Genomic DNA, 13,109 nt, shown 5'->3' with positions numbered 1-13,109 from the left:
CGCGCCGGCGTCAGCGGGGCAGGCCGAGCCGCTCGAGGACCCAGTCGTGGAAGCCCGCGATGTGGTGCTCGCTGGGCACGAGCACGCCCCCGCGGGCGTACGCCCGGGAGGACATCGCCGGCTGGCAGCGCTCGCAGGCGTCGAAGTCCTGCACGTTGACCTTGTGGAACAGCTCCACGGACGGGCCGATGTCCCTGCCGCTCTCCACGACCTCCGGCAGGAACAGCCAGTCGCACTCCACGATCGTGCGGTCGGCCGCCAGCGGGAACATCCGGTGGACGATGGCGTGGTCGGGCACGAGGTTGACGAAGACCTGCGGCCTGATGGTGATCGCGTAGTAGCGCCGGTCCTGCTCCTCGGCGACCGTCGGGATGCGGTCGACCCCCGGCGAGCCGTCGACCGTGAACCCCTGGATGCCGCTGCCGAAGGCGGCGCCGTGCCCGACGAAGTACTGGGCGGCGTACCCGTCGGCGAACTCCGGCAGCACCTCGGTCAGCTCGGGGTGGATCGTCGCGCAGTGGTAGCACTCCATGAAGTTCTCGACGATCAGCTTCCAGTTGGCCTTCACGTCGTAGACGATCCTGCGGCCGACCTTCAGGTCCTCGATGCCGTAGTTCTCGATCGAGGCCAGGTCGCCGAGCCGGGTCACGACCGCGCCGAGCACGTCCTCCTCGAAGGAGGGGGGCTCGTCGGCCAGGCACACCCAGACGTACCCGATCCACTCGCGCACGTGCACCTTGACCAGGCCGTGCTCCACCCGGTCGATGTCGGGCATCTTGGTGAGGTTCGGCGCCGCGATCAGCTTGCCGTCCAGGTCGTAGGTCCAGGCGTGGTATGCGCACTGGAAGGCCCGCCGCACCTGGCCGGACTCCTCCGTGCACAGGCGGGCGCCGCGGTGGCGGCAGACGTTCAGGAAGGCGCGGGTCGCGCCGTCCTTGGCCCGGCTCACGATGACGCTCTCGCGCCCGACCTGGACGGTGCGGAACGCGCCCGGGCCGGCCAGATCGTCGGCCCTGGCCACGCAGAACCACATCGACTCGAAGATCTGCCGCTGTTCGAGGGCGAAGACGTCCTCGTCGGTGTAGAGGTGGCCGGAAAGGGTGGCGAGCAGGCTGGACGTCACGAGTCACTCCTCGGTCGCCCCGCCGTCACGCCCGGCGGGAGGTTGGGGGGCGCGCCGGACGGCACGACGTAGATCATGCCGTCCTCCACCACGACGCCGTGGGTGCGCACGGGGAGCTTGGCCGGCGGACTGTCCACCTCACCGGTCCGCAGGTCGAACCTGCTGGAGTGGAGCGGGCACTCGATCTGGCAGCCTTCCAGCCATCCGTCGGACAGCGAGGCGTCCTGGTGGGTGCAGGTGTCGTCGATGGCGTAGATCTCGCCGTCCTCGGTGTGGAAGACGGCGACGGGCGGATCGATGTCGAGCCGGTGGGCCTCGCCCCGCGGCAGTGCCGCGAGGGGACAGGCGGGAATCACCGCGAATACCCCTCAGTTGGTGATGGCGGAACGGGACTCGCTATGCGCAACAGATTGCGGTCCAGGTGAGGCACCTGTCAATACGTCGGCGAGGGTCGCCGACCGGGCCGCCGATCACTCACCGGCACCGGCCCGCCATGCGGAAAGATGTCCGCTATGCGGCTTGAATGGCACCTCTGGGGACATGTCGTCTTAGCCACATTGTTGTTGCTGCCCGTCGCCGTGGCCCTCGCGCACCTGCTGGCCGCGTGGCGGGCCGGCCGTGGCCGCGCCCATGCCGCCCGCACGGCGTACGCGGACGTCTTCATCGCCGCGGGGACGCTTCCGTGGCTGTGGATGATCCTCACGCCGGGAAGCGCCTCGGGCGTCAGCCTCGTCCCCCTGCGTGACCTGGCGGAGCTGGCCGGCGGCCCACCTGGGGCGGCGTTCGCTCAGGTGGGAGGGAATCTGCTGGTCTTCGCCGCGCTCGGCGCCCTGCTCCCGGTCCGGTCCGCGCGCATGGCCTCCCTCTGGCGGGTCGCCCTGATCGCCGCCTCGCTCTCGGTCACGGTGGAGGTGCTGCAGTACGGCCTGCGCCTCGGCCGGGTGTCCTCGGTCGACGACGTCCTGCTGAACACCGCTGGAGCCCTGCTAGGGGCCCTCGTGACCCGCCCCTGGCGGGCGCGCACGGCACCGGTTGGGACCGGTCCACAGTAAACGGAGCACGAAAGACCCCGAAGATCACCACACGGGCACGATCCGCTCAAAAGAAGCACGGGACCAACGTCCGTATCTGTGCGATCGTGGACAAGGCGGGGCAAGTTCTCTGGAGACGCGGACCGCGTTGGTGACTGAGGGTGATAGAGCGTGATGCAATCCCCGGTACCTCACGAACCCCCGATCTATCGCCGCATCGCCGATCGCCTGCGCCAGGCGATCAAGGCGGGCGAGTTCCGCGATGGGGATCGCCTACCGGGCGAGAACGCCCTCATGGCCGAATACGGCATCGCCCGCGCCACGGCGAGACAGGCCCTCGCCGTCCTCATCAACGAGGGCATGGCCGTTCCCCGCAGAGGATCGGGTGTCTACGTCCGGCAGTTCCGGCCGATCCGCCGGCACGGCTCCCGCCGCCTGTCACGCGAGCAATGGGGGACCGGCAGGGCCATCTGGGACGGCGACACCGCCGGCCGGCCGTACGCGGTCGACGAGATCGCCGTCACGCGCGAGCAGGCGGCCGAGGACGCCGCCCGGGTGCTCGGCTGCGAGGAGGTCTGGGTGCGGCGGCGGCGCTACTCGGTCGACGGGCGGCCGGTGCAGCTCGCGACCTCCCACTTTCCGGTCGAGCTGGTCACCGGATCGCCGATCACCGTGCCGGACCCCGGCCCCGGCGGCGTCTACGCGCGGCTGCGCGACCTCGGGCACGCGCCCGTCCACTTCACCGAGGAGGTCCGCGCCCGGATGCCCGCGCCCGACGAGGCCTCCCGGCTGGGCCTGTCCGCCGGAACGCCGGTCATCGTGGTGTGCCGGACGGCCTACGCGGCCGGAGGCGGGGCGGTGGAGCTCAACACGATGATCATGGACGCCGCCTCGTATGTACTTCAGTACGACTTCGACGTGTGAGTCAAGGCGACATGTCAAGCGTTAGGTTGACCTGTCCCGCTAGAACATTGATTTCTCTAGAGATGTCCCTCAACGTGTGAGTGAGAACGGTACAAACCTGGCCCTCGCCGCGGGAAGGGTGGACGGGATGTCGTTTGACCGGCACCTCGCCGAAATCGCCCGGGAGTTCCCCGACTGGACCATCTGGAGGAGCGACGCGGGACGGTGGTGGGCCACCCGGCACCACCTGCTGACCGAGCGGGAACGTGACGCGGGTTGTGCGATGACGATCGACGCCGATGATCCGGAGGGGTTGCGCGAACGGCTGCTCGAGCAGCAGGAGCGCATCACCTCGATCGATCGCGAGACCTGATCACCGGTCACGTCCACGCCGGTGCGAGGGGGGCGCGGAAACCTCCGACCCGATCGGGGGCGGAGGTTTCCGCACAGGGATGAGGCGCTACTGCCGGTGAGCCGGCAGCCCGTCACCGTGGTCCGGCGTCCGAGCCGCCTGGACGTCGTCGGTGGCCTCGAAAAAATCCCGGATACGACCTTTGGCGGGATCCTCGTGATCATTCGCGTGCCGGCCGCCGTCGGCGCCGTGCCCGTCGTTCCGCCGACTCACCACCTGGACGGTGTCCTGCGGGTCGCGGGTGTCGAAGACCGAGCGGACGTACCCGCCGTCATAGGCGTCGTGCCCGGGCCCCGTGGGGGGACCGTCCTGGTCGGCACGCGCGTCGTGCTCGCCGTACGGGTCGTGCTCGGCGCCCGTCCCGTGCGCGCCCACCGGGCCCTCGCCGTCGCGCGGGTCGCGCTCGCCCTGCGGCCTTTGGAAGCCGTGGTCACCTTGGAGGCCGTGGTCGTCCGGAAGACCCTGCGCCTCAGGGCCGTCACCCTGGCCGCGCCCGTCGCCGGCCGCCTGTCCGTCACCGGCCGCGTGCGCGTCGTCGGTGTGGCGAGCGTCGCCGTCGGCGCCGGCGTCGGTGTCGTCCAGCACGACCCGTACCGACTCCAGCTCCTCGGCCGCCGGCGCCCCGCCCGGACGCAGGTCGTCGACCGATCCGATCGAGGGCGGGGGAGGCAGCACGGCGGACTCGTCGATCAGCGGCCCGGCCGTCCCCTCACGCCGCAGCAGATCGGTGAGGACGGACCCCATCTCGCTGAGCCGGCGGACCACCTCGGTGTGGGTGTCGGTGAGAAATGTCACTCTCTGGCCGGTGTGCTCGTCCAGCGACGCGGCCCGCTGCCGCGCGGCGGCGAGCGTGTCGTTCGCCTCGGCACTCGCGGCCTTGAGCGTGGCCTCCGACTCGGCCTTGGCGGAGGCGAGCGTCGCCTCGGCCAGGGCGTTCGCCTCGGCCACCACCCGCTCGGCCTCGCGCTGCGCGGCGGTGAGCGTCCTGTCGGCCTCGGCCCGCGCGTTGCGCAGCGTCTCCTCCGACTCGGCGCGCGCGGCCCCCAGCGTCTCCTCGGCGTCCGAGCCCGCCTGCGCCAGCAGGCGCTCGGCGGCGTTGGTGGCGTCGGCGACCCGGCGCTCGGCCTCGGCCTGTGCGGCCGCGAGGATGCGTTCGGAATCGGCCGCGGCGTCCTCGCGCACCTTGGCGGCCTCGGTGTCGGCGGTCTCGCGCTTGGAGATCGCCTCCTCCTCGGCGAGCTTGAGTATCTGGCTCAGCCGCTGGCCGAGCTCGTCGTAGTCCTGGGGGGCCTCGGCCAGGCGGCGGCGGGCCTCCGCGAGCTCGACCCGGCCCTGCTCGGTCTGATCGATGGCCCGCGCCAGGCGTTCCTCCAGGTCACGGATCTGGTTCCGCGTCCGGACCATGTGGTCGTGGACCTGGCGGCGGCTGTATCCACGCATGACGACCTCGAAGCCGAGGTCCTCGTGCATCATGTCCGGAAAGCTGTCGTGCTGGTTCGTCATGGCTGAGCCCTGGGGGTCTTGAAACGAGTGGGGGTCGTGCTTCGGTAACGACACGTCAGGACACGACTTTCCTGCCATCTGCCCAAGTCCGCAACCCGAACGCCTGACCTCTTCCGGTCGAATGAGCCTCTACCGGCAGTAAGGCCGGAAACCGGTGAAGTGCCTCGTGAGATCATCGAAGGCATGAGCAAGCCGACCCCTTCCGGCCCCGGGGCGTCCCCGGCGCGGCCCTACATCGCCGCGCTCGGCGGCGCCGTGCCCTCCGTCCACCCCGAAGCCTACGTGGCGCCGACCGCCGTCGTGGTGGGCCGTGTGACGCTCGGGCGCGGCACGAGCGTGTGGTACGGCTCGGTCCTGCGCGGCGACGACGAGGCGATCGAGGTCGGCGAGGAGTGCAACATCCAGGACCTGTGCTGCCTGCACGCCGACCCGGGCCTGCCCGCCGTGCTGGAGAGCCGGGTGAGCCTCGGCCACCGCGCCGTCGTCCACGGCGCGCACGTGGAGAGCGGCGCGCTGGTCGGCATCGGCGCGGTCGTGCTGAACGGCGCCAGGATCGGCGCGGGCTCGCTCGTCGCGGCGGGATGCGTCGTCACCCCGGGCAAGAAGATCCCCGCCGGTGTGCTGGTCGCGGGGGTCCCGGGCACGATCGTGCGGGAGCTGACCGAGGCCGACCGCGCGTCGTTCGCCCGCACACCCGACAACTACATGGCCAAGGCCGCCCGCCACCGCGCCGCCTCGCCCCTGTCCCCGCCGTCCGGAGGCTGACCCGGCGATCCCGGCAGTAGCATGGCGGCCGTGCAGTGGGACCCTTTCGAGGAGATCGAGCGGGATGTCCGCGCCATGGTCGTCGACCCGCGCTGGGCCGACGTCCCCGCACCCACCCAGGCCCAGGCGATGGCGGCCCGCCTCCTGCTCACCGCCGACGGCGGATGCTGGCTGTTCGGCGCGCACGCCCGCTGGTACCGCCACGATCGGACAGAGGGGCTGTGGCACCTGTCGGCGCCGCCCGCCGATCCGCTGGTCCGTGCCGGCGCCCGGCCCCTCCACCCCGCGCCGGCGATCCCCGAGCACCTGCTGCCGGCCGCCGCCGACTTCGCCTTCGACCGGGGCTCCACCCAGGCCTTCGTCGGGCCGGACGTGCCCCGCGGGCTCACCGACCGGATGCGCGTGCTGCTCGACGTCGCCCGGGCGGGCGGGGAGGAGGGGTACCCGTTCGTCACCGGCCCGCTCGGCGAGATGTTCCACCCGGACGTCACCGCGCCGGTGGCCGCGATGTGGGGCACGGTCATGTGGTGCGCCTACGCCCCGGCGTTCGACGGCAACGAGGTCCTGCTGTCCATGTTCGGCGAGTTCCTCGCGCGGCCGCTCCCCGGGGACGACTGGGTGCGGTGGCTGCCTCCCACCCCGCTGGACGCCCTGACGGCCCTGTACACCGGGCGGCTGGCACGCGGCGTGGGCCCGGCGGTGCGCGTGGCGGGGCAGGTGGCCGACACGGCGCGCGTGCTGCTCGCCGATCCGCGGTTCGCGCCCCGCGCCGCCGCGCTGCTGGCGATGGTGGAGCCCCTGCGGACCCGCCCGTGGCACGATCACCCGGCCGGGGACGCCGAGGCGGTCCGGCGGGCGTGGCTCGCGCGCTGCCCCGCCCACCTCAGGGGCGCCGTCCTGGCCGAGACCTCGCCCGGCGAGCACTTCCGCCACGCGCTGTACGACATGGTGGGGGCGCTGTCGTTCGTGCGCGCCCACGGCGCCGATCCCCGGGCGGTGGCCGCCTCGCTGCTCGCGGCCGACGTTCACGCTGTGGCGCCCGCGGTCGCGCCACAGCTCTACCCGTGGCTGGACGCCGAGTTGCGGCGCGCGTACTACGTGGCGCTCGCGGATCCGGTCCACCCGCTGCGGGGCTGCTGGCCCAGGGACGGTGAGCCGCCGGCCGCCCTCCGGCCGCCGGACCGGGGGTCCGCGGCGGCCCTGCTGGGAGCGGGCTACGCGACGGGGCTCGCCTGGTGCCGCCTGACGGGCACGGCGCCTCCGGCGCGCGGCTTCCCCACGTCCTCGGCCACGGTGACCTGCTTGATCCATGAGCGGGATGACCCGCGCCCAGGAGTCACAGGAACCTCATCAGAATGGATTGGCCACACCTGACCGCGCGACCATGATCTAAACGCTTTATGAGGTTATTTCCTGCTTACCTCGCGTATATCATTCCCCGTCCTCCCATCTGGGGATTTGGCTGAATTGTGATCTCGGATCCGGGAAATGGTTCCACGGGGACACTGGAGGGTCTGACGAATGGTCCCGATGGGCCATGTCATCGAAAGCCACCCGGTCGTAACCTCGAAGTGGGTGTGGGCTGCGGAAGGAAGGACGACGCGGTGGGGCACGACTACCTGGACTCACGGGTCCATGACCGTGTCGCGTTGGACGAGATCGCGCTCTACGCGGAGGTGCTCAGCGCCGTCGCTGTCAGCGAGCGAGAGCTGACGTTGGATGAGCTCGACAACGCGCTCGGATTGCGCACTTCGGTGAGCCACTGAAGTAGCTCGTAGAACTGGTCCCGGACTCCTCGGGGGTTCGGGACGGTTTTGCGAAACAACGTCCCCTGACCACTCCTCGTGACTAGTCCGGCGGGGCCGGGAAATCCGCGACGAGCGCTACGAGCGCACTAGCCTCGCTATCGCCGCGGAGGCCTCCTTGACCTTCTCCTCGGCCTCGGGACCGCCCGCGTTGATGGCGTCCGTCACGCAGTGGCCGATGTGGTCCTCCAGGAGCCCCAGCGCCACCGCCTGCAGGGCGCGCGTGGCGGCCGACACCTGGGTGAGGATGTCGATGCAGTACGACTCCTCCTCGACCATGCGCTGCAGCCCGCGGATCTGCCCCTCGATCCGCCGAAGCCTGGTTAGATAGGCCTGCTTGTCACCGCTGTACCCATGCATAATGTCTACGATACCTGTTCGGGGTATCTCCTCCGAGGGCGCTCAGCTCCGGGCCCGCAGGCCTTCGACGAGCGCCTCCCAGCGGGCGGCGATGGCCGGCGGGGCGTGCTCCGCCGCCGACACCAGGGCACCGGCCGCCAGCACCATGCGGCGGCGCTCGTCGTCGATCAGCGCCAGCAGCGCCGAGGCGTACGCCCCGATCTCCCCCTCGCCCACCGGCACCAGCACGCTGTCGCGGCCGGGCGTCACGAACTCCTCCACGCCCCGCGCGCCCTCGAACCCGACCACCGGCACGCCGCACCCGAGCGCCTCGATCACCGTCATGCCCGGCGTCTCGGTGTGCGAGGTGACGGCCACGATCGACGCCTTGGCGAACTCCCCCTGCAGGTCGGGCGTGGTGCCCATGAAGTACACGTTGTTGTGCAGGTTCAGCTCGCCCACCAGCGCCCGCAGCCGCTTCTCCTCCGGCCCGCCGCCGTACAGGCGCAACCGCCAGTCGGGGCGCTTGTCCGCCACGATCGCGAAGGCCCGGATGAGCCGGTCGAACGCCTTGCCGGGCAGCCACCGCCCGCCGGCCGAGACGATGCGGTTGTCCATGCGGGAACGCGGCCAGGGCCCCGGCGGGAGCGCGTCCGGCACGATGACGACCGGAGGGGTGGCGGCGCCGTCCAGGAGACGGACCATCTCTTCCCTGGTCGTCTCGGTGGAGGTGACGACCGCGTCCAGCTTGGGATAGAAACGCCGGACGGGGCCGGGCACGGACGGGCGGCTCCACTCGCGGGCGATGCGCACCGTCTCGCGCGGCACGTGCCGGGCCGCCTGCACACTGAGCCCCGGCCTGGTCGTGACCAGAACGTCGCAGCGCAGACCTCGCAGCGTCCGCCAGAGCGCCATCTCGGTGCGCATCTGGCCGCGCGGCAGCAGGTGACGGACCCCGGGGCGCGCGTCGATCAGCCAGCGCAGCGTGATGCGCGGGTCCACGGTGAAGAAGGGCGCCTCGCGCACCCTCCTGACGCTGATGATCTCGACGTCATGCCGTGTAGCCAGCTCCGTCGCGAGATTGAGCACCGCCCGGGTGTCGCCCCGCATGCCGAACGCCGAGGGGACCAGAAAGCAGATCTTCATCCGCCCACCTCGAGACGGAGCTCGTCGTCCACGGTGTAGCACGGCCGGACCGGCACGCCGTCGACCCTGGTATCGGGATAGTGCACGCGGCGGCGCTTGCCGTCCACGTCGTCGATGCGCGCCCCCAAGGGCAGGGGCACCTCGAGCCCGTCCACCTCCAGGGACGGCTCCCACAGCCCTTCGTACTCGGGCGTCGCGGCGATCACGTCGCACAGGGAGAGCGCCGCGTGGAAGCGCACGCCCTTGACGGTGGCCGCGGCCGTCACCGCGGCCTCGGGACCTGACGTGCTGCGCAGGGCGAGGCGGGCCGTGTGGTGGGCGTCGTCGTCCTCGAAGCCGGTGTAGGCCAGCACCCCCGTGACCTCGAAACGGCCCTCGCGGAACCACACCGCGCGCACGTCGGCCACCGGCCCGGCCTCGGAGATCCTCAGGGCGAGGTAGCCGTTCAGGGTGCGATACGCGCGATAGGCGAGGGTGCGGCGGCTCAGCGCGTAGGCGTCCAGCCGGTCGAGGGAGAAGCCGGGGTCGACGGACTGCACGCGGGTGCGCGTGCCGGACGGGTCCTGGCCGGAACCCTGCTCGAGGTAGATGTCCCAGCGGCCCGGACCGAGGTCCAGCGGCGCCAGCGACACCGCGACGGAGGCGTCGCGCGCCTCGGCTCCCGGCGTGCCCAGCACCACCTTGCTCTCGGTGCCGGTGCCCCGCTGGCGCAGGACCAGCCGCGTGCCCTCCGCCAAGGGCTCGTCGATGGACAGGCGGAGCGAGAGGACGTCGGCCAAGGTGACCTCGGCATCGGTAACGACAACGCGCACCGCGCCCCCTCCCCGTCGAATGAGCCCCGCGCGTTGAGGTTACCGTGATTTCTCCGTTATGTGGAGAAAGGTTTTCGGGCCCTGCCCGGTGCTCACCCGGGCAGGGCCTATACGCGCTCGGGGCGCGGCGGTGGTCTGACGAGGAGGGAAGGTGAGGAACGAACCCGGACGACGAGGAAGACCGCCGCCTCAAGGTCGCCCCGAACCCCCGAGCGCAGCGAGGCGGACAACAGGGATCAGACCTTCGCCGGCAGGCCCTTCACCGAGGTGACCAGGAGCTGGGCCACGTCCACGACCTCCAGGGACTCCTTGGCCTCGCCGCTGTTCTTCTTCTCGTTGATCGCGTCACCGAGCATGACCAGACAGAACGGGCACGCGGTCGAGACGGTGTCGGGATCGGTGGTCAGCGCCTCGTCCACCCGCTCGGTGTTGATGCGCTTGCCGATGCGCTCCTCCATCCACATGCGCGCGCCGCCCGCGCCGCAGCAGAAACCGCGGTCCTTGCAGCGGTGCATCTCCTGGGTCTGGACCCCGGGGACCTTCGCCATGATGTCGCGCGGCTGGGCGTACACCTTGTTGTGGCGGCCGAGGAAGCACGGGTCGTGGTAGGTGATCTTCTCCTCGATCGGCGTAATCGGGGTGAGCTTGCCCTCCTCGACCAGGTGCGCCAGCAGCTGGGTGTGGTGTACCACCTCGAACATGCCGCCGAGCTGCGGATACTCGTTGGCGAGGGTGTTGAAGCAGTGCGGGCAGGTGGCGACGATCTTCTTGATCCCCGCCTCTTTCAGCGTCTCGATGTTCTGCTGGGCGAGCATGTTGAACAGGAACTCCATGCCCAGGCGGCGCGCCGGGTCACCGGTACAGGCCTCCATCGGGCCGAGCACCCCGAACTTCACGCCGGCGATGTGCAGCAGCTCGGCGACCGCCTTGGTGGTCTTCTTGGCGCGGTCCTCCAGGGCTCCGGCACAGCCGACCCAGAAGAGGTACTCCAGGTCGTCGGGAGCCTTCTCGTCGATGACCAGGACCTCGATCGGGTCGACCTCGCGCGAGGCCAGCTCCTCGATCCACTCGGCCCGCTTCATCTCGGAGACGCCCCACGGGTTCCCCTTGTTCTCGAGGTTCTTGAGCATGACGCCCGCCTCGGAGGGGAAGTTCGACTCGATCATGACCTGGTAGCGGCGCATGTCGATGATGTGGTCGATGTGCTCGATGTCCACCGGGCACTGCTCGACGCACGCGCCACAGTTGGTGCACGACCACAGCACGTCGGGGTGGATGACGCCGTCCTCGCCGACCAGCGGCTTGCCGGCCAGCGCGAGGACGTCCTCGGGCAGGTTGGCCCGCTCCTCCTCGCTCGCGAGCAGGTAGGGCGCGATGGCGAAGGCGTGGTCGCGCTGGTCGAGGATGAGCATCTTCGGCGACAGCGGCTTGTCGGTGTTCCACGCCGGGCACTGCGACTGGCACCGGCCGCACTCCGTGCAGGTGTAGAAGTCGAGGAAGCCCTTCCAGGTGGTGTCCTCGATCTTGCCCCGGCCGAACACGTCGGTGTCGGGGTCGGCCTCCTCGAAGTCGAGCGCCTTGCCGTTACTGCGCATCTCCGGCACGGCGCCGAGGCCGTCCGGGCGGCGGGAGAACATGACGTTCAGCGGCGCCGTGAAGATGTGCAGGTGCTTGGAGTTCACCACGATCACGAGGAACACCAGCATGACACCGATGTGCAGGAGCAGGCCGACCTTCTCGAGCACCTCGTTGGCGGAGTGGCCGAGGGGACGCAGCAGCGCGGCCGCGGCGTCGGAGCCGAACGCCCCGGAGCTGTAGGGGAAGTTCCCGGTGTTGATCGCCGCGCCGCGGAACAGGAACAGCGACCAGATCACGTTGAAGATCATGAACAGGATCAGCCACGCGCCGCCGAGATGCGAGCCGGCGAAGCGCGAGTCGCGCCCGAGCTTCTTCGGCGAGTTCTTGACGCGGATGACCGCGAACGACGCCAGGCCGACCAGACAGGCCAGGGCGATGAAGTCCTGCAGGAACCCCAGGATGGGCCAGGTGCCCACCAGTGGGATGTGGAAGTCGGGCGTGCCCGTGACCGCGCCCTGGATGAGCGCCCCGTACGCCTCCAGGTAGACCGTGGCCAGGATCACGAAAGCCCAGAACACCATGAAGTGGGCGACGCCCGACGGTGTCCATTTCAGCAGCTTCTTCTGGGCGAACACCTCGACGAGCTGCGCCTTGAGTTCGGCGCCGATATTGTCCTTGGCGTATTGCACCCGTTCAGGAGCGGGCTGGCCGCTGGTGGCGAGGCTTTTGAGCCAGAGCACGCGGCGACCTGCGAGCGTGACCGCAATGGCGGTCATCACCAGCCCGATGATCGCTACAAGGAGCACGGGTCCTCCAAAGTACGGCGTTGGCTGCCCAGCGTAGACACACCGGTCATCCACAGTGACGGCACGACCACCCCGAATGGTACGCGCCGGTAACTTATGGGTCGTACGCCGGGGCGTCCACACCTTTGGTAGACCCCGATGCTAGAACAATGCCCTGAGCGAGCGCTCAGCAAGGTCCCACTCAGTCGTCGGCCGGGGTGACGCCGGCGTCCCGGTCAGTCGTCACCGAGGTAACGCTGGATCGTCGGAGCGAGGATCCCCACCAGCTCCTCCACCTCGGCGGACGCCAGCGGCTCCAGGCGCAGGACGTACCGCATCAGGACCACGCCGAACATCTGCGCGAACGCGACCTCCATGCGTACCGGGGAGATGCCGAGACCCTCCACCACCCGGTTGAAGACGGCCATGGTCAGGAACTCGCGGATCATCACGACGACCTGCTCGTTGGTCATCGCACTGCGCATCAGCGCGATGATCGGCTCCCGAGCGGCCGGATCGGCCGTCATGGTCAGCAGGAACCGGACCAGGCGCTCGCCGATCTCCGCCCGCGGCCCCTGCAGGATCAGGGGGATCACCTTGGCCGGATCGACCGGCAACTGCATCGCCGCGACGAAGATGCCGTCCTTGGTGTCGAAGTAGTGGTGCACGAGGGCCGGATCGACCTCCGCCTCGCGCGCGATGCCCCTGATCGTGGCCTTGTCGAAGCCCTTCTCCGCGAAGATCTTGCGCGCCGCGGCGATGATCTGGCCACGCGTGTCCGCCGACCCGCGCCGCCGGCCCGGGCGCCGCCTCCCGGCCGCCTCCTCCGTGGCGCTCACGTCGCCGCCCGTGGCGCCCACGTCGCCGCCCGTGGCGCTCATGTCCTCGCCCGTGGCGCTCACGTCCT

General features: G+C 70.5%; 14 protein-coding genes. 6 read left to right on the top strand and 8 right to left on the bottom strand.

The genetic code is table 11. The features are described 5' to 3' along the window. Window positions 1–10 precede the first annotated feature (10 nt). Together MYF83_RS09065 and MYF83_RS09060 are read right to left on the bottom strand one after the other, a co-directional pair. Window positions 11–1,123, bottom strand: a complete 1,113-nt coding sequence (locus MYF83_RS09065) for an aromatic ring-hydroxylating oxygenase subunit alpha (protein WP_248959774.1) — start codon at window positions 1,121–1,123, stop codon at window positions 11–13. Then, complete coding sequence (locus MYF83_RS09060) at window positions 1,120–1,479, bottom strand: bifunctional 3-phenylpropionate/cinnamic acid dioxygenase ferredoxin subunit (RefSeq protein ID WP_248959773.1); 360 nt, start codon at window positions 1,477–1,479, stop codon at window positions 1,120–1,122. The genes MYF83_RS09065 and MYF83_RS09060 overlap by 4 nt, the downstream gene beginning before the upstream one ends. Window positions 1,480–1,635: 156 nt before the next feature. On the opposite strand from MYF83_RS09060, the gene MYF83_RS09055 reads away from it, so the two are divergent. The 3 genes from MYF83_RS09055 (at window position 1,636) to MYF83_RS09045 (ending at window position 3,430) form a co-directional block, all read left to right on the top strand. Then, window positions 1,636–2,175 carry a VanZ family protein gene (locus tag MYF83_RS09055; protein ID WP_248959772.1) on the top strand — a complete coding sequence of 180 codons (540 nt, stop codon included), beginning with the start codon at window positions 1,636–1,638 and terminating at the stop codon, window positions 2,173–2,175. 153 nt (window positions 2,176–2,328) lie between these two features. Then, entirely contained in the window at window positions 2,329–3,078 is a 750-nt protein-coding gene (locus MYF83_RS09050) for a GntR family transcriptional regulator (protein ID WP_248959850.1), read from the top strand. Between the two features lie 127 nt (window positions 3,079–3,205). After that, complete coding sequence (locus MYF83_RS09045; RefSeq protein WP_248959771.1) at window positions 3,206–3,430, top strand: hypothetical protein; 225 nt, start codon at window positions 3,206–3,208, stop codon at window positions 3,428–3,430. 87 nt (window positions 3,431–3,517) lie between these two features. On the opposite strand, the gene MYF83_RS09040 is transcribed toward MYF83_RS09045, so the two are convergent. Beyond that, window positions 3,518–4,972, bottom strand: coding sequence for a coiled-coil domain-containing protein (locus tag MYF83_RS09040; RefSeq protein WP_248959770.1), 1,455 nt, complete (start codon window positions 4,970–4,972; stop codon window positions 3,518–3,520). 183 nt (window positions 4,973–5,155) lie between these two features. Here MYF83_RS09040 and MYF83_RS09035 point away from each other — a divergent pair, with 183 nt between their 5' ends. The 3 genes from MYF83_RS09035 (at window position 5,156) to MYF83_RS09025 (ending at window position 7,503) form a co-directional block, all read left to right on the top strand. Then, window positions 5,156–5,737 carry a gamma carbonic anhydrase family protein gene (locus MYF83_RS09035; RefSeq protein ID WP_248959769.1) on the top strand — a complete coding sequence of 194 codons (582 nt, stop codon included), beginning with the start codon at window positions 5,156–5,158 and terminating at the stop codon, window positions 5,735–5,737. 21 nt (window positions 5,738–5,758) lie between these two features. After that, complete coding sequence (locus tag MYF83_RS09030) at window positions 5,759–7,111, top strand: hypothetical protein (RefSeq protein WP_248959768.1); 1,353 nt, start codon at window positions 5,759–5,761, stop codon at window positions 7,109–7,111. A gap of 230 nt (window positions 7,112–7,341) precedes the next feature. Next, window positions 7,342–7,503, top strand: a complete 162-nt coding sequence (locus tag MYF83_RS09025; RefSeq protein ID WP_248959767.1) for a hypothetical protein — start codon at window positions 7,342–7,344, stop codon at window positions 7,501–7,503. 117 nt (window positions 7,504–7,620) lie between these two features. Here the strand turns inward: MYF83_RS09025 and MYF83_RS09020 are convergent, their stop codons facing one another. The 5 genes from MYF83_RS09020 to MYF83_RS09000 all read right to left on the bottom strand — a co-directional run bounded on the left by MYF83_RS09020 (window position 7,621) and on the right by MYF83_RS09000 (window position 13,104). Then, window positions 7,621–7,902, bottom strand: a complete 282-nt coding sequence (locus MYF83_RS09020; RefSeq protein WP_248959766.1) for a metal-sensitive transcriptional regulator — start codon at window positions 7,900–7,902, stop codon at window positions 7,621–7,623. A gap of 42 nt (window positions 7,903–7,944) precedes the next feature. Then, the gene (locus MYF83_RS09015; protein WP_248959765.1) at window positions 7,945–9,027 is read right to left on the bottom strand and encodes a glycosyltransferase; all 1,083 of its coding nucleotides are present in this window, start codon (window positions 9,025–9,027) and stop codon (window positions 7,945–7,947) included. Continuing rightward, entirely contained in the window at window positions 9,024–9,839 is an 816-nt protein-coding gene (locus tag MYF83_RS09010) for a hypothetical protein (RefSeq protein ID WP_248959764.1), read from the bottom strand. Before MYF83_RS09010 ends, MYF83_RS09015 begins: the two co-directional genes overlap by 4 nt. Before the next feature lie 236 nt (window positions 9,840–10,075). Next, window positions 10,076–12,223, bottom strand: coding sequence for a (Fe-S)-binding protein (locus MYF83_RS09005; protein WP_248959763.1), 2,148 nt, complete (start codon window positions 12,221–12,223; stop codon window positions 10,076–10,078). A 215-nt stretch (window positions 12,224–12,438) separates the two neighbouring features. Next, window positions 12,439–13,104: a TetR/AcrR family transcriptional regulator gene (locus MYF83_RS09000; protein ID WP_248959762.1), complete on the bottom strand. Its 666-nt coding sequence runs from the start codon at window positions 13,102–13,104 to the stop codon at window positions 12,439–12,441. Window positions 13,105–13,109 lie beyond the last annotated feature (5 nt).

Origin of the sequence: Sphaerisporangium perillae (genome assembly GCF_023276435.1) — a bacterium.
GTDB classification, from domain to species: domain Bacteria; phylum Actinomycetota; class Actinomycetes; order Streptosporangiales; family Streptosporangiaceae; genus Sphaerisporangium; species Sphaerisporangium perillae.
The sequence above is the reverse complement of the archived record's forward strand: the minus strand, read 5'-3'. Positions and strand labels throughout refer to the sequence as shown.

Excerpts from the sequence above, each read along its gene's own strand:
- MYF83_RS09055 (WP_248959772.1), top strand. The coding sequence starts at position 1,636 with ATGCGGCTTGAATGGCACCTCTGGGGACATGTCGTCTTAGCCACATTG.
- MYF83_RS09015 (WP_248959765.1), bottom strand. The coding sequence starts at position 9,027 with ATGAAGATCTGCTTTCTGGTCCCCTCGGCGTTCGGCATGCGGGGCGAC.
- MYF83_RS09040 (WP_248959770.1), bottom strand. The coding sequence starts at position 4,972 with ATGACGAACCAGCACGACAGCTTTCCGGACATGATGCACGAGGACCTC.
- MYF83_RS09030 (WP_248959768.1), top strand. The coding sequence starts at position 5,759 with ATGGCGGCCGTGCAGTGGGACCCTTTCGAGGAGATCGAGCGGGATGTC.
- MYF83_RS09045 (WP_248959771.1), top strand. The coding sequence starts at position 3,206 with ATGTCGTTTGACCGGCACCTCGCCGAAATCGCCCGGGAGTTCCCCGAC.
- MYF83_RS09035 (WP_248959769.1), top strand. The coding sequence starts at position 5,156 with ATGAGCAAGCCGACCCCTTCCGGCCCCGGGGCGTCCCCGGCGCGGCCC.
- MYF83_RS09020 (WP_248959766.1), bottom strand. The coding sequence starts at position 7,902 with ATGCATGGGTACAGCGGTGACAAGCAGGCCTATCTAACCAGGCTTCGG.
- MYF83_RS09050 (WP_248959850.1), top strand. The coding sequence starts at position 2,329 with ATGCAATCCCCGGTACCTCACGAACCCCCGATCTATCGCCGCATCGCC.